Annotated in this window: 25 protein-coding genes; 23 read left to right on the top strand and 2 right to left on the bottom strand. The window is 34.1% G+C overall.

Features of this window, described 5'->3' with window-relative positions; genetic code table 11:
* Nucleotides 1-191 precede the first annotated feature (191 nt).
* The 12 genes from yaaA to B9Y54_RS03140 all read left to right on the top strand — a co-directional run bounded on the left by yaaA (nucleotide 192) and on the right by B9Y54_RS03140 (nucleotide 14,989).
* Nucleotides 192-443, top strand: a complete 252-nt coding sequence (gene yaaA, locus B9Y54_RS03195; protein WP_085560494.1) for a S4 domain-containing protein YaaA — start codon at nucleotides 192-194, stop codon at nucleotides 441-443.
* Complete coding sequence (gene recF / locus B9Y54_RS03190; protein ID WP_085558935.1) at nucleotides 443-1,564, top strand: DNA replication/repair protein RecF; 1,122 nt, start codon at nucleotides 443-445, stop codon at nucleotides 1,562-1,564. Before yaaA ends, recF begins: the two co-directional genes overlap by 1 nt.
* Complete coding sequence (gene gyrB / locus B9Y54_RS03185; protein ID WP_420836102.1) at nucleotides 1,561-3,504, top strand: DNA topoisomerase (ATP-hydrolyzing) subunit B; 1,944 nt, start codon at nucleotides 1,561-1,563, stop codon at nucleotides 3,502-3,504. Before recF ends, gyrB begins: the two co-directional genes overlap by 4 nt.
* A gap of 20 nt (nucleotides 3,505-3,524) precedes the next feature.
* Nucleotides 3,525-6,077, top strand: a complete 2,553-nt coding sequence (gyrA, locus tag B9Y54_RS03180; protein WP_085558934.1) for a DNA gyrase subunit A — start codon at nucleotides 3,525-3,527, stop codon at nucleotides 6,075-6,077.
* Nucleotides 6,078-6,368: 291 nt separating this feature from the next.
* Nucleotides 6,369-6,668: a 30S ribosomal protein S6 gene (gene rpsF, locus B9Y54_RS03175; protein WP_085558933.1), complete on the top strand. Its 300-nt coding sequence runs from the start codon at nucleotides 6,369-6,371 to the stop codon at nucleotides 6,666-6,668.
* Between the two features lie 48 nt (nucleotides 6,669-6,716).
* Complete coding sequence (ssb, locus tag B9Y54_RS03170; RefSeq protein ID WP_085558932.1) at nucleotides 6,717-7,244, top strand: single-stranded DNA-binding protein; 528 nt, start codon at nucleotides 6,717-6,719, stop codon at nucleotides 7,242-7,244.
* A gap of 34 nt (nucleotides 7,245-7,278) precedes the next feature.
* On the top strand, nucleotides 7,279-7,515 hold the full coding sequence (gene rpsR, locus B9Y54_RS03165) for a 30S ribosomal protein S18 (protein WP_085558931.1): 237 nt from the start codon (nucleotides 7,279-7,281) through the stop codon (nucleotides 7,513-7,515).
* Nucleotides 7,516-7,698: 183 nt separating this feature from the next.
* Nucleotides 7,699-9,696, top strand: coding sequence for a DHH family phosphoesterase (locus B9Y54_RS03160; RefSeq protein WP_090005082.1), 1,998 nt, complete (start codon nucleotides 7,699-7,701; stop codon nucleotides 9,694-9,696).
* 2 nt (nucleotides 9,697-9,698) lie between these two features.
* Entirely contained in the window at nucleotides 9,699-10,151 is a 453-nt protein-coding gene (gene rplI, locus B9Y54_RS03155) for a 50S ribosomal protein L9 (RefSeq protein WP_085558929.1), read from the top strand.
* Nucleotides 10,152-10,331: 180 nt separating this feature from the next.
* Nucleotides 10,332-11,717: a replicative DNA helicase gene (gene dnaB, locus B9Y54_RS03150; protein ID WP_085558928.1), complete on the top strand. Its 1,386-nt coding sequence runs from the start codon at nucleotides 10,332-10,334 to the stop codon at nucleotides 11,715-11,717.
* Between the two features lie 188 nt (nucleotides 11,718-11,905).
* Nucleotides 11,906-13,198, top strand: coding sequence for an adenylosuccinate synthase (locus B9Y54_RS03145; protein ID WP_085558927.1), 1,293 nt, complete (start codon nucleotides 11,906-11,908; stop codon nucleotides 13,196-13,198).
* 330 nt (nucleotides 13,199-13,528) lie between these two features.
* Nucleotides 13,529-14,989, top strand: a complete 1,461-nt coding sequence (locus B9Y54_RS03140) for an alpha-amylase (protein ID WP_085558926.1) — start codon at nucleotides 13,529-13,531, stop codon at nucleotides 14,987-14,989.
* Nucleotides 14,990-15,039: 50 nt separating this feature from the next.
* Here the strand turns inward: B9Y54_RS03140 and B9Y54_RS03135 are convergent, their stop codons facing one another.
* Both B9Y54_RS03135 and B9Y54_RS03130 read right to left on the bottom strand, forming a co-directional pair.
* Nucleotides 15,040-15,444 (bottom strand): YtxH domain-containing protein, encoded by a 405-nt coding sequence (locus B9Y54_RS03135; protein ID WP_085558925.1) that lies wholly within the window; start codon nucleotides 15,442-15,444, stop codon nucleotides 15,040-15,042.
* A 95-nt stretch (nucleotides 15,445-15,539) separates the two neighbouring features.
* On the bottom strand, nucleotides 15,540-15,923 hold the full coding sequence (locus B9Y54_RS03130; protein ID WP_085558924.1) for a DUF948 domain-containing protein: 384 nt from the start codon (nucleotides 15,921-15,923) through the stop codon (nucleotides 15,540-15,542).
* Nucleotides 15,924-16,191: 268 nt separating this feature from the next.
* Between B9Y54_RS03130 and B9Y54_RS03125 the strand changes: the two genes are divergently transcribed.
* The 11 genes from B9Y54_RS03125 to B9Y54_RS12265 all read left to right on the top strand — a co-directional run bounded on the left by B9Y54_RS03125 (nucleotide 16,192) and on the right by B9Y54_RS12265 (nucleotide 25,582).
* The gene (locus B9Y54_RS03125; RefSeq protein WP_085560492.1) at nucleotides 16,192-16,710 is read left to right on the top strand and encodes a PTS sugar transporter subunit IIA; all 519 of its coding nucleotides are present in this window, start codon (nucleotides 16,192-16,194) and stop codon (nucleotides 16,708-16,710) included.
* Between the two features lie 162 nt (nucleotides 16,711-16,872).
* On the top strand, nucleotides 16,873-17,580 hold the full coding sequence (yycF, locus tag B9Y54_RS03120) for a response regulator YycF (RefSeq protein ID WP_085558923.1): 708 nt from the start codon (nucleotides 16,873-16,875) through the stop codon (nucleotides 17,578-17,580).
* A 6-nt stretch (nucleotides 17,581-17,586) separates the two neighbouring features.
* Nucleotides 17,587-19,431, top strand: coding sequence for a cell wall metabolism sensor histidine kinase WalK (gene walK, locus B9Y54_RS03115; protein ID WP_085558922.1), 1,845 nt, complete (start codon nucleotides 17,587-17,589; stop codon nucleotides 19,429-19,431).
* The gene (locus B9Y54_RS03110) at nucleotides 19,428-20,720 is read left to right on the top strand and encodes a YycH family regulatory protein (RefSeq protein ID WP_085558921.1); all 1,293 of its coding nucleotides are present in this window, start codon (nucleotides 19,428-19,430) and stop codon (nucleotides 20,718-20,720) included. The genes walK and B9Y54_RS03110 overlap by 4 nt, the downstream gene beginning before the upstream one ends.
* A 3-nt stretch (nucleotides 20,721-20,723) precedes the next feature.
* Nucleotides 20,724-21,629 carry a two-component system regulatory protein YycI gene (locus B9Y54_RS03105; protein WP_085558920.1) on the top strand — a complete coding sequence of 302 codons (906 nt, stop codon included), beginning with the start codon at nucleotides 20,724-20,726 and terminating at the stop codon, nucleotides 21,627-21,629.
* Nucleotides 21,630-21,769: 140 nt separating this feature from the next.
* Nucleotides 21,770-22,582, top strand: a complete 813-nt coding sequence (locus tag B9Y54_RS03100; protein WP_085558919.1) for an MBL fold metallo-hydrolase — start codon at nucleotides 21,770-21,772, stop codon at nucleotides 22,580-22,582.
* A gap of 240 nt (nucleotides 22,583-22,822) precedes the next feature.
* Complete coding sequence (locus B9Y54_RS03095; RefSeq protein ID WP_085558918.1) at nucleotides 22,823-24,073, top strand: S1C family serine protease; 1,251 nt, start codon at nucleotides 22,823-22,825, stop codon at nucleotides 24,071-24,073.
* Nucleotides 24,074-24,276: 203 nt separating this feature from the next.
* Complete coding sequence (locus B9Y54_RS03090) at nucleotides 24,277-24,459, top strand: CxxH/CxxC protein (protein ID WP_085558917.1); 183 nt, start codon at nucleotides 24,277-24,279, stop codon at nucleotides 24,457-24,459.
* A gap of 64 nt (nucleotides 24,460-24,523) precedes the next feature.
* Nucleotides 24,524-25,003: a 23S rRNA (pseudouridine(1915)-N(3))-methyltransferase RlmH gene (rlmH, locus tag B9Y54_RS03085; RefSeq protein ID WP_085558916.1), complete on the top strand. Its 480-nt coding sequence runs from the start codon at nucleotides 24,524-24,526 to the stop codon at nucleotides 25,001-25,003.
* 169 nt (nucleotides 25,004-25,172) lie between these two features.
* Entirely contained in the window at nucleotides 25,173-25,322 is a 150-nt protein-coding gene (locus B9Y54_RS12270) for a hypothetical protein (protein ID WP_159446042.1), read from the top strand.
* 44 nt (nucleotides 25,323-25,366) lie between these two features.
* Entirely contained in the window at nucleotides 25,367-25,582 is a 216-nt protein-coding gene (locus B9Y54_RS12265) for a hypothetical protein (RefSeq protein ID WP_085558915.1), read from the top strand.
* Nucleotides 25,583-25,617 lie beyond the last annotated feature (35 nt).

The raw sequence follows: 25,617 nt of genomic DNA, 5'->3' as shown, positions 1-25,617 counted from the left end.
TTTTCACTTTTAAGCAACTTTCGAGTATTTAAGGTCTTTTTGTATTTAATCATTAAAACGTAAAGAACCTTATCTAAATACTTATAGCGATTGTATTCTTCGTGAAAAGAAGGTATAATAGAATTAATGAATAAGTGCGACTTGCGTGGTTTTTACACTCTACGCTTATTTTAATGAAAGCAGGTGATTTAATGAAAAAAAATATTTCAATTAACAACGAATTTATTACTTTAGGTCAATTTTTAAAGCATGCTAATATTATTAGTAGTGGTGGAATGGCAAAAGGCTACTTAGCTGAAAATACTATTTTAGTAGATAATGAGCTAGAAAATCGAAGAGGCAAAAAACTTTATCCAGGAACAGTTGTAGAAATTCCAGGGGAAGGAACATTTTTTGTTCAATCTGTTCATTCAGCTAATAAAACAATTAAGGATGAGCACTAATGTTTTTAAAAGATATTAAACTGTTAAATTATCGTAATTATGAAAGTGCAGAAGTAACTTTTTCCCAAGGAATTAATGTTTTTTTAGGAGAAAATGCACAAGGTAAAACGAGTTTAATGGAAGCTATCTATGTGTTGGCTATGGCAAGAAGCCATCGAACAGTAAATGATAAAGAATTAATTCGCTGGGAACAAGATAACGCAAGAGTAAGTGGAAGAATTCAAAAAAAGAACTCTAATTTCCCTTTAGCTATTTCAATTTCCACCAAAGGAAAAAAAGCTAAATTTAATCAATTAGAGCAGAAAAAATTAAGCGCCTATATTGGTAATTTAAATGTCATTCTTTTCGCTCCCGAGGATTTATCTTTAGTCAAAGGTTCGCCATCTGTAAGAAGAAAATTCATAGACATGGAAATGGGGCAAATGAGCCCTATTTATTTACACCATTTAGTGCAATATCAGCGGATATTAAAACAGCGAAACCAGTATTTAAAGCAACTAGCTTTTCAAAAAAAAAAAGACCTTACTTTTTTAGAGGTCTTAACGGAGCAATTGTCCGAGCATGGTGCAGCTATTTTGGCTGAACGCTATTTGTTTGTAGCTAAATTAGGAAATTGGGCTGCTCCGATTCATTATGAAATTTCTAAACAAAAAGAACACTTAGGAATTGATTATCAGTGCACTATTACTTTATCTAATACGCAAGATAAAAAACAAATCTACTTAGATTTGCTCCAAACATATAAAGAGGGACAAAAACGAGAATTAGATCAAGGGATCACTCTTTTTGGCCCTCATAGAGATGATTTGAAATTTAAAGTTAATGGGCGCCATGTGCAAACTTATGGCTCTCAAGGTCAGCAAAGAACAGCAGCCTTAAGTATTAAATTAGCTGAAATTGATTTGATGAAAGAAATGACGGGTGAATATCCACTTTTATTACTGGATGATGTCCTGTCTGAATTAGATGATGAACGCCAAACGCATTTGCTAAAGGCGATTCAAAATAAAGTTCAAACTTTTTTAACAACAACTAGTTTAGACGGAGTTAAAAAAGAAATGTTGGAAGCTCCCAAGGTCTTCCGTATTGAGAATGGTCATGTAGAAATGGAGAGTGAATGAATTTGTCTGAAGAAATTAGAAGTAAAAAAGATATTGCCCAAGATTATGATGCAAGTCAAATTCAAGTATTAGAAGGATTAGAAGCTGTACGTAAACGACCAGGTATGTATATTGGATCAACGAGTGGAGAAGGCTTGCATCATTTAGTATGGGAAATCGTAGATAACTCAATTGATGAAGCTTTAGCTGGCTTTGCGGATGAAATTAATGTTACTGTCGAAGCTAATAATGGTATCACTGTAATCGATAATGGGCGTGGAATTCCTGTTGATACTCAAAAGAAAACGGGTCGTCCAGCTCTTGAAACAGTGTTTACTATTCTTCATGCTGGAGGAAAATTTGGTGGTGGAGGCTACAAAGTCTCTGGTGGTTTACATGGCGTAGGTGGTTCTGTTGTTAATGCTTTATCATCAAGTTTAGAAGTGCGAGTATACAAGAATGGAAAAATTTATTTCCAAGGTTACTCTAGAGGAGCCGTTTTAAATGACGTTGAAATTATTGGGGATACCGATCGTCACGGTACAACAGTCTATTTCTTGCCAGATACGGATATTTTCAAAGAAACGATTGAGTTTGATTACGACAGATTAGCTGTTCGTGTTCGCGAATTAGCGTTCTTGAATCGAGGATTGAAAATAACGATTGAGGATAAGAGAGAAGAAAAACCTCAAATTCAAGAATACCATTACCAAGGTGGAATTAAGAGTTATGTTGGATTTTTAAATAAAAATAAAAATATTTTATTCGAAGAGCCAATCTTCCTAGAAGGCGAGCAACAAGGTATTGCAGTCGAGGTAGCGATGCAATACACAGATGGCTATCATTCTAATTTATTAACATTTGCTAATAATATTCATACTTACGAAGGTGGAACACATGAGTCGGGTTTTAAAACGGCTTTAACACGTGTCATTAATGATTACGCAAAACGCAATAAACTAATAAAAGAAAACGAAGATAACCTAACAGGTGAAGACGTCCGTGAGGGATTAACGGCTGTTGTTTCGGTTAAACATCCAGATCCACAATTTGAAGGACAAACAAAAACAAAATTAGGTAACTCTGAAGCAAGAACGATTACCGATCGTCTTTTTTCTGCACATTTTGATAAATTTTTAATGGAAAATCCTCAGACAGCCCGAAAAATAGTTGAAAAAGGGCTTTTAGCTTCTAGAGCTCGCTTAGCAGCAAAACGTGCTCGTGAAGTGACACGTAAAAAGAGTGGCTTAGAAATTAGTAATTTACCTGGTAAATTAGCAGACTGTTCTAGCAAAAATCCAGAAATCAGTGAAATATTCATTGTTGAGGGAGATTCTGCTGGAGGTTCAGCTAAGCAAGGACGTTCTCGTTTATTCCAAGCAATTCTGCCTATCCGTGGTAAAATTCTAAACGTTGAAAAAGCGACATTAGATCGGATTTTAGGAAACGAAGAAATACGCGCGCTCTTTACCGCTATGGGAACTGGCTTTGGTGGAGATTTTGATTTATCAAAAGCTCGCTATCATAAATTAGTTATTATGACGGATGCCGATGTTGATGGGGCACATATTCGTACATTATTATTAACACTTTTTTATCGTTATATGCGGCCAGTCGTCGAGGCAGGATTTGTTTATATCGCACAACCGCCTTTATATCAAGTAAAACAAGGTAAAAAGATGGTCTATCTTGATTCTGAAGAGGAATTAGATAATCTATTGAAAGAATGGCCTCTTGCTCCAAAACCTTCTATTCAACGTTACAAAGGACTAGGAGAGATGGATGCTGAACAACTATGGGATACAACAATGAATCCAGAAAATCGACGTTTGCTTCAGATAACTGTTGAAGACGCAATTGAAGCAGATCAAGTAATGGATATGCTTATGGGTGACAGAGTGGAACCACGTCGTAAATTTATCGAAGACAACGCTCGCTACGTTCAGAACTTAGATATTTAATCGAGGGAGGATAATGAAGAATGGCCGAAGAATTTGAAGAAAATATTGAACATAAAAATTTAAGCCAGGAAATGCGGACATCATTCCTTGATTACGCAATGAGTGTTATTGTAGCACGGGCATTGCCGGATGTACGTGATGGTTTAAAACCAGTTCATCGTAGAATATTGTATGGAATGAGTGAATTAGGCGTCACGCCTGATAAAGCACATAAAAAATCAGCTCGTATTGTTGGAGACGTTATGGGTAAGTACCACCCTCATGGTGACAGTGCGATTTATGAATCAATGGTTCGTATGGCACAAGATTTTAGTTACCGCTATCCGTTAGTGGATGGACATGGGAACTTTGGCTCAGTTGATGGAGATGGGGCTGCAGCAATGCGGTATACCGAAGCTCGTATGACTCGTATGGCTTTAGAAATGTTGCGTGACTTAAATAAAGATACAGTTGATTATCGTGATAACTATGATGGGTCAGAGCGAGAACCAGAAGTTTTACCTGCTCGCTTTCCTAATCTTTTAGTTAACGGGGGAACAGGAATTGCTGTAGGAATGGCAACAAATATTCCACCACATAACTTGACCGAGGTTATCTCTGCGCTTCATATCTTGATGAAAGACCCTGAAGCAACCACTGCTGATTTGATGGAAGCTTTACCTGGTCCAGATTTTCCAACTGGTGGATTAGTAATGGGTAAATCAGGTATTAGAAGAGCCTATGAAACAGGCCGTGGATCTATTACAATTCGTGCAAAAGTAGAAATTGAGATTACAAAAACGGGCAGAGAAAGAATCATCGTGCATGAGTTGCCTTATATGGTCAATAAAGCCCGCTTAGTGGAACGTATTGCCGATTTGGCAAGGGATAAGAGAATTGAGGGAATAACTGATTTAGGGGACGAATCAGACCGTGATGGCATGCGCGTGGTTATTGATGTTCGTCGTGATATGAGTGCCAGTGTTGTTTTAAATAATTTATACAAATTATCTTCGCTACAAACGTCATTTGGCTTCAATATGTTAGCTATTGTTAACGGTATTCCAAAAGTATTAAGCTTAAAAGAAATTTTAGAAGAATATTTAAAACACCAAGAAAACATCATTCGTAGAAGAACAGCTTACGATAAGCGAAAAGCAGAAGCGCGTGCTCATATTCTTGAAGGGTTACGCATTGCGCTAGATCATATAGATGAAATCATCCGCATTATTCGTGGATCTAAAACAGGTGAAATTGCTAAAAACGCGTTGATTGAAACATATGGCTTATCTGATAAACAAACTCAAGCAATCTTAGATATGCGGATGGTTCGTTTAACGGGCTTAGAACGTGAGAAGATAGAGTCTGAATACAACGATTTGATTGCGTTAATTGCTGATTTAAAGGATATTTTAGATAATCCGGAACGCGTCCACACTATTATTGAAACAGAATTATTGGAATTACAGGATCGATTTGGTGATGTTCGTCGAACAGAATTATTGGTCGGTGAAGTACTAAGCCTTGAAGATGAAGATCTAATCGAAGAAGAAGAAGTAGTTATCACGTTGACTCATAATGGATACGTTAAGCGTATTGCAAGCTCAGAGTTCAAAACTCAAAGACGTGGTGGTCGTGGCATACAAGGAATGGGCGTTCACAACGATGACTTTATTGAAACGTTGGTTTCTTGTTCAACTCATGATACGTTACTATTCTTTACGAATAGCGGAAAGGTATATCGTTCTAAAGGTTATGAGATTCCAGAATACGGCCGTACAGCTAAAGGTATTCCTGTCATTAATCTATTAGGAATAGATTCCAATGAAAAAATCCAGACGGTTATTAACTTGAAAAATAAAGAAGACGATGATCGTTACCTCTTCTTTACAACGCGTCAAGGAACCGTTAAACGGACAAGTATTTCAGCCTTCTTAAATATTCGAAGCAATGGAATCAGGGCAATTGTATTGCGTGAAAACGATGAACTAATGAAAGTTTCTATCACAGATGGAAAACAAAACATTATCATTGGGACTCACCAAGGCTACGCAGTGAGCTTTGAAGAAAATGCAGTACGTAATATGGGAAGAAGTGCTAGTGGTGTTCGTGGCATTCGTTTACGTGAAGAGGATTATGTTGTTGGTATGGACTTATTAACACCTGAATCTGAAGTGTTGATTATTACCGAAAAAGGATATGGCAAACGCACAAGTGCAAGTGAATATGCTATTAAAGGCCGTGGCGGTAAGGGAGTCAAAACGGCTAATGTTACCGATAAAAATGGAAAATTGGCTGGTTTAACGACTGTAAAAGGTGAAGAAGACATCATGCTAATTACTAATGCTGGCGTAATCATTCGCTTTAGTGCATCTAGCATCTCGCAGACTGGACGTGTAACGTTGGGTGTACGCTTAATACGTGTGGGGGATAATGGTGCCGTATCTACTATGGCAAAAGTAGAGGCTGAAGAAGTAGACGTTGAAGAAGAAAAGACTGATTTAGAGGGTACATCAACGGATGAACAAATACTTACAGCAGAATCAAAGCCTGTTGTAGACCAACCATTGTTTAACGAAGAAGAAAGCGACTAAAAAGAATAAATAAGTCGAATAGACTTCAAATGAGCGGTTCGTCACCTCAGTTGAAGTCTGTTTTTAGTTTGGACAAGCGAATTAGCTAATTCATTAGACAATATAGAATGTTTTTTAAAAGCATGGACATAAATCTATTTAATTTTAAAATAGAGCATAAGTTTCAATAAAAAGTATTGCTGTTTGTTGGAGGATATGATATATTTATTAAACGTGAGTAATCTATATATAGATGCTCTCCTTGCTCGTTCAAATGAATGAGCCAAAGTCCATAAGGAGGTGACAGTCAAGATGAGCAAAGTAACAAACTACGAAATTTTATACATTATTCGTCCAAACATTGAAGAAGCTGATAAAGCTGCTTTGATCGAACGTTTCGATACTATTTTAAAAGATAATGGTGCTGAAATCACTGAATCTAAAGACTGGTCTAAACGCCGTTTAGCTTACGAAATTAAAAAATTCCACGAAGGAATTTACCATATCGTAAAACTATCAGCAACAGACGCAGCAGCAATCAATGAATTCGATCGTCTATCTAAAATCAATGATGATATTTTACGTCATATGACTATTAAAGTAGAAGCTTAAATTTGTGATTGTTTCATGTGAAACATTTTTTTGAAAGGAGCTATTATTGTGATTAATAATGTTGTTTTAGTTGGAAGATTAACTAAAGATGCGGATTTGAGATACACTTCAAATGGTGCAGCTGTTGCATCGTTTACTGTAGCGGTAAACAGGCAGTTTACAAACCAAAAAGGTGAAAGAGAAGCAGATTTCATTAACTGTGTAGCTTGGAGAAAGACGGCTGAAACGTTAGCCAACTTTACTCGTAAGGGATCGTTGATTGGTGTAGAAGGGCGTATTCAAACACGTTCTTACGATAACCAACAAGGGCAGCGTGTTTATGTTACTGAAGTAGTCGTTGAGAATTTTTCAATGTTAGAATCTAAGTCTGCCAACGATCAACGTCGGGGTTCAGATGATACAGATAATACAGCGAAAACACATCAACAAAATTCAGCTAGCCAAACACAAAATAATTATTCGCAAAAATCAGCTCCTCAAAATCAAAATTCACAATATCCTGATTTTGGAAACTCTGATCCATTCGAGAAGAGTAGCCAACCGATTGATATTTCAGATGATGATTTACCGTTCTAATTTAAATTAGAAACATAAGGGAGGAATAGAAAAAATGGCTATCCAACGTAGAGGCGGACGCAAGCGCCGTAAAGTTGATTATATTGCAGCTAACCACATTGAACATATCGATTTTAAAGATCTTGATCTTTTAAAACGATTCATCTCTGAAAGAGGTAAGATTTTACCTCGTCGTGTTAGTGGCACTTCAGCTAAAAACCAACGTAAAATAACAATCGCAATCAAACGTGCACGTATCATGGGATTATTACCATTCGTCACAGCTGAATAAGAAAGTTAGAAAGAATCGTGATAATTTATCATGATTCTTTTTTTCGTTTTTAGTTTTAGATTTTTTAAAAATTGTTTCACATGAAACAATTTTTAAAAAATCTAATATCTAGTATCCGAATAGAAAACATGTTAAAATACAAGTAGTTGGTTAAATAAAGGGACAGATTAAAAGGAGTTAATTATGGAAAAGTTATCTATAGAAAAGCTCCCGAATTTTTTAAATGATAATAAATTTAAATGGTTTGCTGTTGTTATTGGTTTGTTACAGACAGTTACAATCATATTAGGTTTTTTTGTACATTTTACGATTGGAATAGTTTTGCTAGTTGCTTTTATCATTACGGTTCTTTCTTTATATTATTTGGCTAAAAAAATTAGTATAGAAACTCGTAAGTATATTACTGATTTATCATACCGAATTAAAAGAGGGGAACAAGAAGCACTTATCAAAATGCCGATTGGTATTTTATTGTTTAATGAAGAGTATGAAGTACAATGGACAAATCCTTATCTTCAGAATTATTTCGGGCATCAAGGAGTTCTTGGTAAAAAAATTACTGAGATTGATAAAGAATTAGCAGATGTCATTCAAAGTAGTCAGTCTTCCGGCTTACAAACAGTTCATTGGGGCGAGAACGTTTATCAAATTATTGTTCAAGAAGATATCCGTGTCGTTTATTTGATGGATATTACTGAATATGCCCAAATTAAAGTGAAATACGAAGACGAAAAAATTGCGATTGGAAATATTTTTGTAGATAATCATGATGAAATTATTCAAGGGATGAATGATCGAAGTATTTCTAATTTGAATAATTTTGTTACAACAGAATTATCTAATTGGGCAAAAGAACACCATATTTATTTAAAAAGAGTATCGGAAGATCGCTTCATCGTTATGATGTACCAATGGTCTTTAGAAAAAATAGAAGAAGATAAATTTGCCATTATTGATCGAATCAGAGAAAGAACTTCTAAACAAAATTTTCCATTAACATTAAGCATTGGATTAGCTTATGACAACAATGACTTGAGTCTCTTAGCTAAGCAAGCTCAAATTAATCTTGATTTAGCATTAGGAAGAGGTGGAGATCAAGTTGTTGTCAAATCATCGAGCGGTGAGCCACGTTATTATGGCGGTAAGACAAACCCAATGGAAAAAAGAACGCGTGTTCGTTCCAGGATAATTAGTCAAGCTCTACAAGAATTGATGAAACAAGCAGATCAGATTTTTATTATAGGACATAGTTATCCTGATATGGATGCTATAGGATCTGCACTGGGTGTTCGAAGAATCGCTGAGATGAATAACAAAGAGGCGTGGATTATTATAGATCCGGATAATCTTAGTAAAGATATTACTCAATTAGTTGCAGAAGTAGAAAAAGATAATTCTATTAGTCGTTATATTATCACACCTGAGATTGCTGAGGAAATGATTACTTCTACTACTTTACTAGTGATGGTAGATCACCATCGGCCTTCACTTTCTATAGCACCCAAACTAGTTAATCAAATCAATGACATCGTTATTATCGACCATCATCGAAGAAGTGAAGAGTTTCCAGAAAAACCGGTATTAGTTTATATTGAGCCCTATGCTTCTTCAACTGCTGAATTGGTTACAGAACTATTCGAATACCAACCAAATGAATCAGAATCGATTAATAAGATTGAAGCAACAGCTATGCTAGGTGGTATTATAGTCGATACTAAAAGTTTCTCTTTACGTACAGGCTCTCGTACATTTGATGCAGCCAGTTATCTAAGATCTTGTGGAGCTGACGCTGTTTTAATTCAGCGATTCTTAAAAGAAGATAAAGATACTTATTTACTTCGTAGCCATTTAATTAAAACAATCGAATTCATTAGTGATAAAATGGCTGTTACCGTTGGCGAAGAAGATAAGATTTATGATACAGTAGTAGCGGCACAAACAGCAGACACTATGTTAGGAATGACAGACGTCGATGCTGCTTTTGTCATCACAAAACGTTCAGATGGAAAAGTAGGAATCAGTGCACGAAGTTTAGGTGAAATAAATGTTCAAATTATTATGGAAGAATTGGGTGGCGGCGGTCACTTATCAAACGCAGCTACGCAAATAGAAAATTGCACTATTGCACAAGCAAAAGAAAATTTGCGTATAGTAGTGGCTAAACAAGATGAGGAGGAATGAAAATGAAAGTTATTTTATTAAAAGATGTAAAAGGTAAAGGTAAAAAAGGAGAAGTTAAAAATGTAGCTGATGGATATGCACATAACTTCTTAATTAAAAATGGATTAGCTAAAGAAGCAACCACAGGTTCTTTAAGCGAATTAAAAGGTAAAATTCATGCTGAAGAAAAACAACAAGCAGAAATAAAGCAAGAAGCACAAGAAATAAAAGAATTATTAGAAAGAGAATCTAATGCACTAGTAATAAAGTCTAAAGCAGCTGAGGATGGTCGATTATTTGGTTCAATTACAACCAAACAAATTTCAGCAGCAGCTCAAAAACAATTAGGAATAAAATTAGATAAACGTAAAATTGAATTAAATATTCCTATTCGCACAGTTACATCAATGAAAGTAGACGTTAAAGTCCATCCTGAAGTTGTTGCGACAATGACAGTAAACGTATTACCTGAATAAAAACGATTTACTGAAATGTTTAATCAGAGAAAAAGCTGATTAAACATTTTTTAATGCAATAAAAAAAGAACAAATGTTCGTATTATTTGATTGTATTTATTAAAGGACTAAGGTAAAATAAGGAGAATAATCCGTTAAAAATAGTAGAATGAAATTGTACTATTGAAAGGAAGAGGAAAATTGGCAAATGAAGCTTTTCAGGACCGCTTACCACCTCAGAGTATCGAAGCTGAACAAGCTGTATTAGGCTCTGTTTTCTTAGATCCTGATACGGTTGTAGGGGCATTAGAATTTATTGAAGCAAAAGATTTTTATCGACGCGGGCACCAACTTATATTTCAAACAATGTTGGATTTAAATAACAATAATGAAGCTATTGATATTGTAACCATTACAAATGCACTGGCATCTAAAAATCAATTAGAAGATGTTGGTGGAATGGCTTACTTAGCTGAACTAGCTATCATAGTTCCAACTGCTGCCAATATGGAGCATTATGCTAAGATTGTTGAGCAAAAATCTATTTTAAGAAATTTAATTCGAACAGCCACAGAAATCGTTGCAAAAGGATATGATGAAGGAGAAGAGCTTGCATCTATTTTAGATGAAGCAGAGCGTAATATATTAGAAGTTTCCGAAAAGCGTAGCAGGAGCGGTTTTTTGTCTATTTCAGAAGTCTTGAACACTTCTATTGCACGAATTGATGAATTGTACCAAAACGATGAAGAAATTACGGGGTTACCGACAGGTTATAAAGCACTAGATAAGATGACGGCAGGACTTCAAAAAGAAGAACTAATTATTTTAGCTGCTAGACCAGCTGTTGGTAAAACGGCTTTTGCTTTAAACATTGCTCAGAATGTTGGAACAAAGACAGATAAAACAGTTGCTATATTTAGTTTAGAAATGGGTGCAGAGTCACTTGTTAATCGAATGCTTTGCGCTGAAGGAAGTATTGATGCTAGTAATTTACGGACCGGTAATCTCTCCGAAGAGGAATGGCAAAATCTAATTGTAGCGATGGGTAGTCTATCTAAAGCGAGTATTTATATAGATGACACACCAGGAATTAGAGTTGCTGAAATCAGAGCAAAATGTCGTCGATTGAAACAAGAAAAAGGCGAATTAGGTCTTATTTTAATTGATTATTTGCAGCTCATTGAAGGAACTGGTAGAGAGAGCCGTCAACAGGAAGTCTCTGAAATTTCACGGCAATTAAAGAAATTAGCTAAAGAATTGGATGTACCTGTTATGGCATTATCCCAATTGTCACGTGGAGTAGAGCAACGACAAGATAAACGTCCAGTATTGAGTGATATTCGTGAGTCTGGTTCTATCGAGCAAGACGCGGATATTGTTGCTTTTCTTTATCGAGATGACTATTACGATCGTGAAGACGGCGATGAAGAAAAAGACTCAGATATGGCTGGTCAAGAAAATATTATAGAAGTCATTATTGAGAAAAATAGAAGTGGGGCACGTGGGACCGTTAAACTTTTATTTATTAAGGAATACAATAAATTTTCATCCCTATCTTATTTCCCAGATGATATACCCCAAAGATAAAAAATAAGGTTAAAGACGATATCGTTCGTTTTTAACTTTATTTTTTATAGATAAAATACTAATCATTCGCTTATATGATGATAATCCGTTTTTTTAATAAGGAATATTCGGATTTTGATTGAATTTTTTTAAGAATACTGATAAACTAATCGAGTGTTTTATAAAATAAAAATAAACGAGGTGTTTTGATGTCTTCAGTAGTAGTAGTTGGTACGCAATGGGGCGATGAAGGAAAAGGTAAAATTACAGATTTTTTAAGTGAAAAAGCAGAAATTATTGCACGTTATCAAGGAGGAGACAATGCAGGACATACGATTAAGTTTGATGGTAAGACGTTTAAACTTCATTTAATTCCATCTGGCATATTTGCTTCTAAAAAAATAAGCGTTATTGGAAATGGTGTCGTTATTAATCCTAAAGCTCTTATTAAAGAACTGGCTTATCTACATGAAAATGGAGTAAGTACAGATAATTTGCGTATTTCTGATCGAGCTCATGTTATCCTACCTTATCATATTCAATTAGATCAATTACAAGAAGATTCAAAAGGCGATCAAAAAATCGGGACAACCATTAAAGGAATTGGACCTGCTTATATGGATAAAGCTGCCAGAGTAGGGATTAGAATCGCAGATTTACTAGACAAAGAAATTTTTGAAGAACGTTTACGTATTAATCTAGAAGAAAAGAACCAATTATTCACAAAAATATTTGATTCAAAGCCAGTTGAATTTTCAGATGTTTTCGAAGAATATTATCAATACGGTCAAGAAATAAAGCACTATATCTGTGATACTTCAGTTATTTTAAATGAAGCATTAGATGATAATAAACGTGTATTATTTGAGGGCGCCCAAGGAGTTATGCTTGATATTGACCAGGGGACATATCCCTTTGTGACATCCTCTAACCCTGTAGCTGGAGGAGTGACGATTGGAAGTGGCGTAGGTCCATCCAAAATAGATAAAGTAGTTGGAGTATGCAAAGCGTATACTTCTCGTGTTGGGGACGGTCCTTTTCCAACAGAGCTACAAAATGAAATCGGGCAGCGTATCCGTGACGTTGGAAAAGAATACGGAACAACAACTGGTCGTCCACGTCGTATTGGTTGGTTAGATACTGTCGTTATGCGCCACTCTAAGCGTGTATCAGGAATTACCAACCTTTCACTAAACTCAATTGATGTTTTAAGTGGATTAGAAACAGTTAAAATATGTACAGCTTACGAGAGAAATGGCAAACATATTTTGCACTACCCAGCAAGCTTAAAAGAATTAGCAGAGTGCCAACCAGTATACGAAGAATTACCTGGTTGGAGTGAAGACATTACAGGTTGTAAAACCTTAGAAGAACTACCCATTCAAGCACGACAGTACGTTCAACGTGTTTCTGAATTAATTGGAGTACCTCTCCTAACTTTCTCAGTAGGTCCAGATCGTGAACAAACAAATGTGCTAGAAGATATTTGGACACAACTTTAATCATTATCAAGTCATCAAAACAAGAAAACTTATTAGCTTTTTCATGGCTAATAGGTTTTCTTATTTTATTTTTCTTGAAGATTTACTTTTAAAATTTACGTTTTGAAATAGATAAGAAAAACACTAGAGAATAAAAAATATAAAGTCTATTAATAATATGGACTAGTGTAGAATGTATCATTAAATAATAGTATAAAAAGAGTGAATTCGAATAAACTAAGAATCGATTTCAACATTTTTTATTTTATGTACTTAAGTTAAAATTGCCAAAATTTCTTTTAAGCCTTATTATTTAGTCTAAGGAAAAATAACCTCAAGGGAGATGAAACGATGGAAAATGGTGTTATGATGCAATATTTTGAATGGTTTGTAGCAGACGATGGCAAACATTGGCAACGATTAAAAGATGATGCAAAACATTTGAGTGAAATAGGAGTAACCAGCGTCTGGATTCCACCTTGTTTTAAAGCAACAGGTACGAATGATGTTGGTTATGGTATTTATGATTTATATGATCTTGGAGAGTTTAAACAAAAAGAGGTTATTCGAACGAAGTATGGAGTAAAACAAGAATTAAAAGCAGCAATAGATGAGTTGCACAAATACGACATTCAAGTTTATGCAGATATTGTGTTAAATCATAAAGCTGGAGCAGATGAAACAGAAAAATTTTTAGCTATTGAAGTAGATCCTGATGATCGCAATAAAATAGTTAGTGATGCTTACGAAATTACGGGGTGGACTAAATTCACTTATCCTGGCAGAAAAAATACTTACTCAAAATTTAAATGGTCATGGGAACATTTTACAGGAATTGATTACAATCAAGCTAACGGTAAGGAAGCTATTTACCTTATCCAAGGAGAGAACAAGAGTTGGGCAGATGATAGCAAAGTAAATGATGAACATGGAAATTATGATTATTTAATGTACGCTGATATTGACTATAGCCATCCAGATGTAATTGAAGAAACAAAGAATTGGGCTAAATGGTTTGTAGAAGAGACAGGGGTAGACGGCTTCAGATTAGACGCTATTAAACATATTAATGAGGACTTTATTTTTGACTTAGTTAAAACAATACGCAACAAATTTGGCGAACAATTTTATATAGTTGGAGAGTATTGGGGAAATGATTATGACGAAATGGAAAATTATTTAGAAGCAGGAGACTTTAATCTAGATTTAGTTGATGTAAGTTTGCATACAAATTTTGAACAAGCATCAAAATCTGGAAATGATTACGACTTGCGTAAGCTATTTGATGAAACGCTGATGCAAAAAAACGATCCTCATTCAGTTACGTTTGTTGACAATCACGACTCTCAACCAGGTCAATCACTGGAATCATTTGTTGAGCCATGGTTTAAACCGATGGCCTATGGTTCAATTTTATTACGAGAAAAAGGCTATCCTTGTATTTTTTATGGTGATTATTATGGTATTCAAGGAGATAACCCAATTGAACCTCAAAGAGAAACAATTGACCAACTCCTTTATATCCGAGCTAACTATGCGTATGGAGAGCAAGTTGATTATTTAGATCATGCTAATTGTATTGGTTGGACTCGATTTGGCAATGAAGATAACCCACATGGTTGTGCGGTAATTCTTTCTAATTCAGAAAAAGGATACAAAAATATGTACGTTGGTGAAGAACAATCTGGAGAGATATTCGTAGACTATTTAAAAAATAGTCAAGATTTTGTAACGATTGACGAGAATGGATGGGGCCAGTTTATTGTTGAGGCTGGTTCATTGTCTGTCTGGGTGAAAAAAAATACTGAATAAAAAAAGTTTCTCTGCATTTTTAAGCAGAGAAACTTTTTTATTCAAATAAATTAAAATTGTCCACGGTGATCATTTATTTTTAAATCATTATGAGCAGTTAATTCTTCTACTGTTGACTCATCAAGAGGAGCTTCATCTTGAATAGCCATTGGATCTAGTTCGATAGCCGATTCATTTGAAAAATTTGCGGTTATATCTAAATCATTTTCAATACTTTCGATAGTATCAGCTAAATCTTGGTTATCATCGTATATTTCTTCTTCAACTTCTTTATAAGCTACCTTTACTTCATCTACTAATTCATTTACTTTGTCCATTATCTGACTCTTCATAGACAGTGATTCTTCTTTTATATCATTACGTAATTCTTTACCAGATTTTGGAGCGAATAATAAAGCTGTTACAGCTGCTGCTGCTCCGAAAAACAAAGTACCCATAAAATTATTTTTTGACATGATGACATTCTCCTTTAGTTGAGTTAATTTATATAAATCTAAAAATAAATTTAGACTGTTTTTCTTTTTTCAACGAGTTTTTTAGCTGTTTTTTTTTAAATAGAAACAGAAGATGTATGTTGAGGTGATTTTTTGTTCGAAAAATTAAAAAATCCTGAAAATAAACTTTCGATTGAGTTTTTTAGTTCATCTAAAGCGTCTTGAAAATCAGCTGTCGTCTTAGAAAAATAATCAATTTTTTCCATTTTTATATTTAATTCTATAGACAATCCATTTACTCTTTGTGTTATCTGATCTAGTTTAGTTTTAATGGCATCTGTGTCCTTAGTAAAAAAATCTATTTTATCTTGGGCAGTAACAGTTGTTTTATCAATTTCTTTCATTAAATGAGAAACTTTTTTCAAAACATTCAAGCCGAATACGGTTAACACGATTAAAGCTAAAACAGCAATGATTAAGGCAATAATTCCACCAGTCATCTATTTTTCGAGCTCCTTTCTATTCTTGAAGATAATTTACGTCTTAAGATTACCATTAAATGAGTGAATATCCAAATAATATGTAATCATATCTGCTAGTCTAATTCATTTTTTTCTCAAGGAAGTTAAGGAATAAAAGCTGCATATTTATTTGAACATATAGTCAAATGAGCTTTTATCCGTTACAATAAAGGTTATATGAACAGCAAATAAAAAAATTTATTGAAATAAGCAGATACTATGTCATTGGGGGATGATTAAAGTGATTATGTTATCAAAAAATTCAGCACAAGAAACGAATGTAGAAGAGACGATAAAAACAGAATTATATGCTGTAACGGATGGTAAAATTATTTCAATTGAAGATGTAAAAGATCCTGTATTCTCAGAAAAAATGATGGGTGATGGTTTTGCAATAGAACCTACATCAGAGAGTGTACTTTCGCCCGTCAGCGGAAGGTTATTTCAAGTTGCAGATGCGTTGCATGCATATGGTATCGTTACAGATAAAGGCATTGAAGTACTGGTTCATATTGGTTTAGATACGGTAACCTTAAGAGGTCAAGGGTTTAAAAGCTCTTTGAAAATAGGGATGTTGGTTAAGCGTGGAGAGCTCTTAGCCACGGTAGATTTTGATTATTTAATCGAACAAGAAAAAGAGTTAACGATATCGGTAGTAATTATCAATGGTTGCAGTGATTTGTATCGCTATGAATTAAATCCAGAAGCAAAAGCACTGGCTGGTGAAACTATTGTGTTAACAGTTTTTAAAAAGACGGGGAAATAATGTTAGAAAACTATTTTAGAATCTGTTCTTAGCTAAATTCATGAAAGAAAGCGGATACTACTTTTTTGCACTTCCTCGACGTGTTGGGTATAATAGAGGGCAGAGTAGATTTATTTTATTCCCTTATCTGAAAGATTAAAACTCCAAGGAGGATTTATTATAATGAAGAAAATTTTAGTAGTTGATGACGAAAAGCCAATCTCAGATATTGTAAAATTCAATTTAATAAAAGAAGGCTATGAAGTATTTATAGCTTACGATGGTGAAGAAGCACTAGAACAAGTGAAAGAAGTTGAGCCAGACTTGATTATCTTAGATTTGATGTTACCTAAAATTGATGGATTAGAAGTTTGTCGTGAAATAAGAAAAACGCACGATATGCCAATCATCATGGTAACAGCAAAAGACTCGGAAATAGATAAAGTTCTTGGCTTAGAACTAGGTGCAGACGATTACGTAACCAAACCGTTCTCAAATCGTGAATTGGTTGCACGCGTGAAAGCAAACTTAAGACGACACAGCAATGCAAAATCTGTTGTTGTTGAAGAAGAAGAAACTAATGATATTGAAGTTGGGGCACTAACGGTACATCCAGATGCTTATATTGTTTCAAAAAGAGGAGAAACAATTGAACTGACTCATCGAGAATTTGAATTGTTACATTATCTAGCTAAACATCTTGGTCAAGTGATGACGAGAGAACATTTATTGCAAACCGTTTGGGGATACGATTATTTTGGTGATGTTCGAACAGTAGATGTAACGGTAAGAAGATTGAGAGAAAAAATTGAAGACAGCCCGAGTCATCCAACTTGGTTGGTTACTAGGCGCGGGGTTGGGTACTATTTAAGAAACCCCGAACAGGAGTAGAATTTCATGAAAAAGAAAATTGGATTTTTTCAATCAATCGATTTTAAAATTGTGTTTGTTTTCATTATTTTATTATTGGTTGCATTAGAATTAATTGGTGCTTATTTTGTTAGACAATTAGAAACAAAGTTAATTGATAATTTTCAAGAGGAAAGACGTCTTCAAGTAGGATTTTTAGATAATACTCTTCAACCTTTATTAAAAGATGATAAAAATCTTAGCTTGAATGAGGAAATCACTAGACTTTTAACGGATTTTTCCGGAAATGGTGTAATCGAAGCTCAAGTTATTAATCCCAAACATCGTATTATAGGAACGAGTGATAGCACAAACCAATCGATTGTTGGTGAAAATTCTAACGATCGTGATGTTCATCAAGCGCTATTATTGAACAGTAAAATAACAAGCCAATATAGAGACCAAACAACCAACGACCGAATCTGGAAGTTGGTTTCTCCTATTATTGCTAGTGATGGCTCAAATAAAGTATTGGGCGCTATTTCTTTGAAAACTAATATCGAAACGGTTTACGAACAAATTGAAGAAATTACTTTTATTTTTTTAAATGCATCCTTAATTTCGATGGGGCTAACTATTTTATTAGCTTTATTTATCTCTAGAGCGATTACTAAACCTATTGCTGAAATGACGAATCAAACTGTCCAAATGTCAGGTGGAAACTATTCAGGACAAGTAAAAATATACAGTGAAGATGAATTAGGTCAGCTTTCATTAGCAATCAATGAACTTTCTATTAAAGTAGAAGATGCTCAAGAATCCACAGAAGCTGAACGGCGAAGGTTAAATAGTGTTCTTACACATATGACAGATGGTGTAATTGCTACAGATCGTAGAGGGAAAATTATTATTATCAACGAGATGGCACTTGAGATGTTAAATACATCGCAAGAAGATGCTGTAGGTCAATCTATTTTGAAAATACTAAAAAAAGAAAATGAGTTTACTTTACGTAATTTATTAAAAAACGATCAAGAATTAACTTTTGACTTTTCAACTCCTGAAACGCCATTAATTTTACAAGGTGGCTTCTCTTTAATCCAAAGAGAAACAGGTTTTATTAGCGGAATAGTTTGTGTGTTACATGATATTACTGAACAAGAAAAAATCGAACGTGAACGCAGAGATTTTGTTTCGAATGTTTCACACGAACTCCGCACGCCTTTGACTAGTATGAAAAGTTATTTAGAAGCGTTAATTGATGGTGCTTGGCAAGATCCAGCTATTGCTCCAAAATTTTTACAAGTTACACAAGAAGAAACAGATCGCATGATTCGAATGATTTCCGATCTACTTAACTTATCTAGAATGGATGCTAGTGAAAGTACATTAGCTCTAGAATACGTTAATATCAATCGATTATTTAATCATGTGCTAGATCGATTTGATATGATGATTCAATCCGCTGATCAGTTTGAAAAAAAGTATACAATTAAACGGGAAATAACCAATCGTCAAATTTGGATGGAGATAGATACAGATAAAATGATACAAGTATTTGATAATATTATGAATAATGCGCTTAAATATTCACCTGAGGGCGGCGTTATCAATTGTAGCTTAAAAGAAACGCACGATAACGTCATCATCAGTATTACTGACGAAGGAATGGGAATTCCTAAAAAAGATTTGCCACATATTTTTGATCGCTTTTATCGTGTGGATAAAGCCCGTGCACGCTCAATGGGTGGAACAGGTCTAGGACTTGCTATTTCAAAAGAAGCAATCGAGAAACACAACGGTAAAATCTGGGCTAATAGTATTGAGGGCGAGGGAACAACATTTTACATCTTGTTGCCTTATGTTCCTTATGAGGAGGATGATTGGGAGTGAAATGGAGCAAGTTAATTCGACCATTATTAATCATTCTAATTCTTCTTAGTCTTGTTTTGATGTGGGGCATCTGGACGGGGCCAAGTCAGTATGATAATCAGACTGGGAATGAACAGAAAAAGTCTTCATCCGTAGTAATAAAACGACAACTTTCTCGTGTATTTGGCCCCTCTCAAATTGTTTTGCATCATGCAGGGCAAGCGAGAATGACAATGAAAAAAGAAGTTTTAACCTCTTCAAATAAAGTATTTAATGAAATTAAATTAGATAAGTTAGAAGAACCGATTAATTTTTCTAGTGGAGATTACCAAACAGAATTAAGTCAACAAGATGATAAAATTGAGTGGCTTTATTTCAAAAGCATTCCTTTTGGTATAATGAGTAATTTATTCTCTAATCTACAAGAAGAATATTTAGAGAAAACATTTGACCGTATCTATTTAACTGAGACAAATCCGAGTGAAATCAACTTTTATAATACTGCTGATAAGTTACTTTACACGAGCGAAATAGAAGAGATTGACCAAGAACAACTACTGGCAGCTATTCATAGACAGGGAGTTCCTTATCGGTTTGTAGAAATAAGAGAAATCGGTGAAAAGTATATTTATCTTCCAATTAACGAGATAAAATTGCCTTGTTTGACGTATATGGTAGAAAAACAACCCAACAGCCTATTTATTGGACGTTTGTTTGATGATACTTCAGAAGTACGCGAAAAAAGAAGCGAACAATCTGTTCAGTATCTTGATTACATTAGCGAAATAAGAATAAATGAAGAAACAAATATTTTAAATTATTACCGTAACCGTTCTTCTTCAAAAGCAATGCCGCTAACAAAAACGTTAATGCTTTCATTTAAAGAACTAACACTTTATGAAAGTTGGTCAGATGAAATACATTTTTTTGATTACAATAAGCAGACAAACGAAGTAACTTACCGACGTTACATTGATGGGTTTCCTGTCTTTAGTCCGATAGGGTATGGTGCTACTTATCTTACTGTAGTAGAAGACGGTATGTCTAGGTTACAAGTTCCAATGGTTGTAGCTCAAACACCTATTTCTGATGAAAAAAATCCAAAGACGTTGCAGAGTGGTTCTGATCTTTTAAAAGGACTAGCTGAAAAAAATTACACACTTGAAACGATTGATGATATCAAGATAGGATATACGTGGACGAACAATCTAGAATCAGATCGCGTAATTACGCTAGATCCGAATTGGTATATTTATACCGAAGGAAGTTGGATAAATGTTCAAGAACTTGATGAGAACGGGGGAGATTAGAAAATGGACTTTAAACGAATTGAAATCATTTTTGTCTTAACCTTTCTAGCACTCAATGCTTTTCTTTTATCCACTTACTTTGATAAAAACTACAATGACTTCTCATCAAATTCTTCTAATTCAGAAGTGAATTTTATAGAAGAGATGTCTAAATCAAATATTGAATTGCCTACCTTTCAAGATGAAAAAAATAAGGTTCCTTATGTCCAATCTGAAGCGAATCGTTTGTTAGCAGAAAGTTATAGCCTAGCGAATCAAGTAGATATTATCGAAGAAAAAGGCTCTATTTTTAGTAGTATCTTATCTTCTCCCATCTTACTAACAGAGGAAAAAGAATTCAATGCTAAAGATATTGAAAAATTAACGTCTTATGTAAAAAATAACCAAGTTTTATTTGATAAAGATTATCAGTTTTTTCGTTATATAAAGAATAGTCAACAAGTCATATTCACACAAATCGCTAATAATATTCCTATCGCAGATGGTACCTCAGAAGTGATTTTCCATTTAGATAATTCAAAAAGAGTTATTTCCTATGAACAAAGCTATGCTGGACCAGTAACAGTTCAAGGAGAAAGTCGGGAATTAATAACGGATAAGAGTGCTGTAGGTATTTTATACCAGAATAATGAAATACCTGCAGATACAATCGTTAAGAAACCAGTATTAAGTTACTATAGGACGCTAGATTTAGAAGAACTGAGTATGTATGCTCCAGCTTGGTTTATAGAAATAGAATCTAGTACAGACACACAAGTTAAACGTATAGATGCTATTAATGGGACGCTGTTGAAAGTCCCAACACTGGAGCAACCTCAGTCCACTACGAAGAATAGGTTAAAACCTTCTAACGAATCAGATTCATCTAATCCAAGTTCAACGAACGACTCTTCTTCTCGAAAAGAATAAAAAAAGCCATACCATTAGGATTTCAGGACCTAATAGTATGACTTTTTTTATTTTTTGAAATTAGTTTAAAAAATAGTTCTATGGATATTTTAGATAATTTGATATAAACTAAACGAGAGGAACGAGGAGGATTTAGTTAAATGTTGTACAATCAAAATCAAGGATTAAAAGTTAGTATTTTAGCTAGTGGCAGTTCTGGAAATGTGACTTATATTGAATCTGAGAAAAAAAAAATATTAGTAGATAGTGGATTAAGTGGTAAAAAAATTATAGAAATGCTTAAAAAAATAGATCGAGATGCTGCAGATTTAGATGCTATCTTAGTGACTCATGAACACAGAGATCATATTCATGGAGTTGGGGTTCTTGCGCGAAAATATCATTTAGATGTTTATGCAAATGAAAAAACATGGCAGGCTATGTCACCGATTATTGGCGAGATTAAAAACGAGCAAAAATTTATTTTTGAAATGGGCAAAGTGATAACAATTGGGGATATTGATATCGAAAGTTTTGGTGTCTCTCATGATGCGATTGCACCGCAATTCTATAGTTTCCATAAAAATGATAAGCGATTTGTTATGTTAACAGATACAGGTTATGTTAGCGATCGGATGCGAGGCGTTTTATCTGATGCAAATGCCTATTTATTTGAAAGCAACCATGATTTACAAATGTTGCGAATGGGACCGTATCCTTGGCATTTAAAACAACGTATTCTAGGCGATAAGGGTCATTTATCAAACGAAGATGGAGCATTAGCTTTAGCTGAAATGATTGGGAATAAAACAAAACGTATTTACTTGGGACACTTAAGTAAAGATAACAATATGAAAGAATTAGCGCACATGACGGCAGAAAATATTTTAAAAGAAAAAGAACTAGATGTTGGCAGAGCTTTTTCCGTGTATGATACAGATCCTAGTGAGCCAACTTCATTATTTATTGTTTAGTTAGAAAAATAAAAAAAATTCAAAGTAGAAAAGTCCTTTTTCTACTTTGAATTTTTTTATGGAAAAGGGTTTTTAGTAGTCATTTTAAAAAAATAACGGTAGAATAAAAGCAACCATTAGTAAGATGAAATAAGATTTTTGTTAGCTTATATTCCTTATTTAAGTCACTGGTTATTCACGAAAAATTCAAAATAGACTGTTAAAATGATAATAGAAATAATTACAAGGGGTGAGTGAAAAATGAAACAAAAAGCTGACCATGTAAAAGAAGTAACTCCTAAGAAAAATAAAGGATTTAAAGCAATTATTCTAGGCGGATTACTCGGTGGTTTAATAGTAGCCTTACTCGGTGGTGGATATTTATATGCTACTGACAATCTAGATGGTGGAGGAATTCCAACACAAGAATCTGGTTTAGTAGATGGCAACGGAAAAGTAACAACGACAGATGTTACTGTTAATGTTACTTCAGAAGTGACAGAAGCAGTAAAAAAAGTTGAAGACTCAGTTGTTTCGGTCATAAATATGAAAGAACAAAACTTAGAAGGATTCGATGGAGTCTTTGGCTCAGGAACTACGGAACCTACAAATGAAACGAATCTACAAACAATTGGAGAAGGAAGCGGCGTTATTTATAAAATAGATGGTGATACTGCTTATATTGTAACGAATAACCACGTTATCGATAATTCTGATGCGATAGAAATTTTACTAAAAGATGGGACAAAATTTAAAGCCGAAGTAATCGGTACAGACATATGGACAGATTTAGCTGTGCTATCTGTTCCTGCTGATAAAGTGAAGAAAGCAGCGACATTCGGAAACTCTGATAGCATACAAGTAGGCGAACCAGCAATTGCAATTGGTTCTCCTCTAGGCACAAATTTTGCTTCTTCTGTAACCCAAGGGATCGTTTCAGCAAAGAATAGAACAGTTGATACAGATATAGACGGGGATAGCGTAGTAGACTGGGAAATGACTGTTATCCAAACAGATGCAGCGATTAATCCTGGAAATTCAGGTGGCGCTTTAATTAATATTGCAGGCCAAGTTATTGGAATCAACTCAATGAAAATCTCAGCAGATACAGTTGAAGGATTGGGTTTTGCTATTCCAAGTAATGATGTTGTTGATATTATTAATCAATTGGAAACAGAAGGAAAAGTTGTTCGTCCAGTCCTAGGGATAAGTTTATTAGACATTTCTCAAATCTCTGAACAACAAAAAGAAAGTGTACTCAAATTGCCTAAAGAGGTAACAGCAGGTGTTGTCGTAGGTCAAGTCCAGGAAGGTTCAGCCGCAGAAAAAGGAGGACTTCAAAAATATGACGTTATTGTAAAATTTAATGGTGAAGAAGTTAAAAATACGATTTCCTTACGTAAAGGAATCTATAAATCAGAATTAGGCAAGGAAGTTGAAATAGACTATTATCGTGATGGTAAACTTGAAAAGACAACTGTAACGATGACCACTTCTGAATCAATCTCCTAAATTAATCTGTAAATAACCCCCGATTGCCTTATAGGTAATCGGGGGTTATTTGTAGTAAAAAGGAAGAGTTTATTCTTTTCTTAGCTATTTTGTGGATAACAAATAATAAAAAGTTTTGGACATTGTGGATAAGTGCTGTAAAATAAGAAAAGAAAGAACTCGTGGATTACAAAGTTATCCACAAAATAAAAGGAGTGCTGTGGATGGAACATATTAAAGCGTGTCAAGAACATATTGAAGAAGGTCTAGATGACGCTGTTTATGGAGGTTTTGAATTGCCGGTTTTGAAGGCTTTTTCACCTGTGGACAAGCAAAACGATAAGTGTGCTTATTGCGAGGCAGCACCTATATATGTGGTAGAGAACGGACATTCGCATACCATATGAAGTGGTCTAGTTGTGAACATGTGCGTAACTATTGTGGATAACTAATTTATAAAGGTGGATAACTATGAATATTAAAATTATAACGGTTGGTAAATTAAAAGAGAAGTATTTAAAAATGGGTATCGCTGAATACATTAAAAGATTAAGCGCCTATTGTAAAATGGAGTTAATAGAAGTAGCAGATGAAAAAGCTCCAGAAAAATTGAGCGAAGCAGAAATGATTCAGGTAAAAGAAAAAGAAGGAGAGCGAATTTTAGCTAAAATCCCTGAGCAAGCTTTTGTATTCGCTCTAGCTATTGAAGGAGATCAACGAACATCAGAAAAATTTTCAAAAGAAATCGAGCAATTAGGTGTTCAAGGAAAAAGTAACCTTGTATTTGTTATCGGTGGTTCTTTAGGTTTAAGTGAAGCAGTTATGAAAAGAAGCAATACAAAGATTTCTTTTGGCAAGATGACCCTTCCCCATCAATTGATGCGATTAGTACTTATTGAACAGATTTATCGTGGTTTTCGCATTATGAAGAATGAACCATATCATAAGTAAATGAGGTTTTGTAAGAAATATTTAAAATATTGGTATGGAAAAGAATCAAGAGGCGTGATCTTTTAGTTATAATTAAGTATTAAGTAAAGAAAATATGAATATGTTATAAAATGAGCTTAATTTAGTGAATCTGATATATTTAATATTACTAAGATTGGGGGAGATAAAAATGAATAGAGTTAAATTTTTATCTGAATATGATTTGGCATGTAGCTGGGAATTGGATAAAGTTATAGAAAAAATTAATGACAATTCTATTGAGAAAGAATGGTCATTAGAAGATGTAATTGAATATTTTAACATTTCAAAGTATGTATAAGTAAAAAAATTTAATGAATATATTCAGGGGAAAACAAACATTATATGCAATCTAGTGTTTTAATAAGATATGAAAAAGGTTTAGAAGAGCCAATAAAAATGTGTGATACTGGTAATGTCAGAGAAGTATCAATTATTGTTAATCGTGATTGGATTGAAGATAATAAAGATTATCCGACACTTTGGAATAATTTTATTTATTTATTTAATATTGTCGATAATAATTTTCGACTTACAACAGTATCAAAAAAAATGAGATGAGTAGTTTAGAATCAATAATAATACCATCAGTAGAT

It is taken from the genome of Carnobacterium iners (genome assembly GCF_900177385.1).
Classification (GTDB): Bacteria; Bacillota; Bacilli; order Lactobacillales; family Carnobacteriaceae; genus Carnobacterium_A; species Carnobacterium_A iners.
Note: the sequence above shows the minus strand (reverse complement) of the source record. Positions and strands in the feature narration are given on the sequence as shown.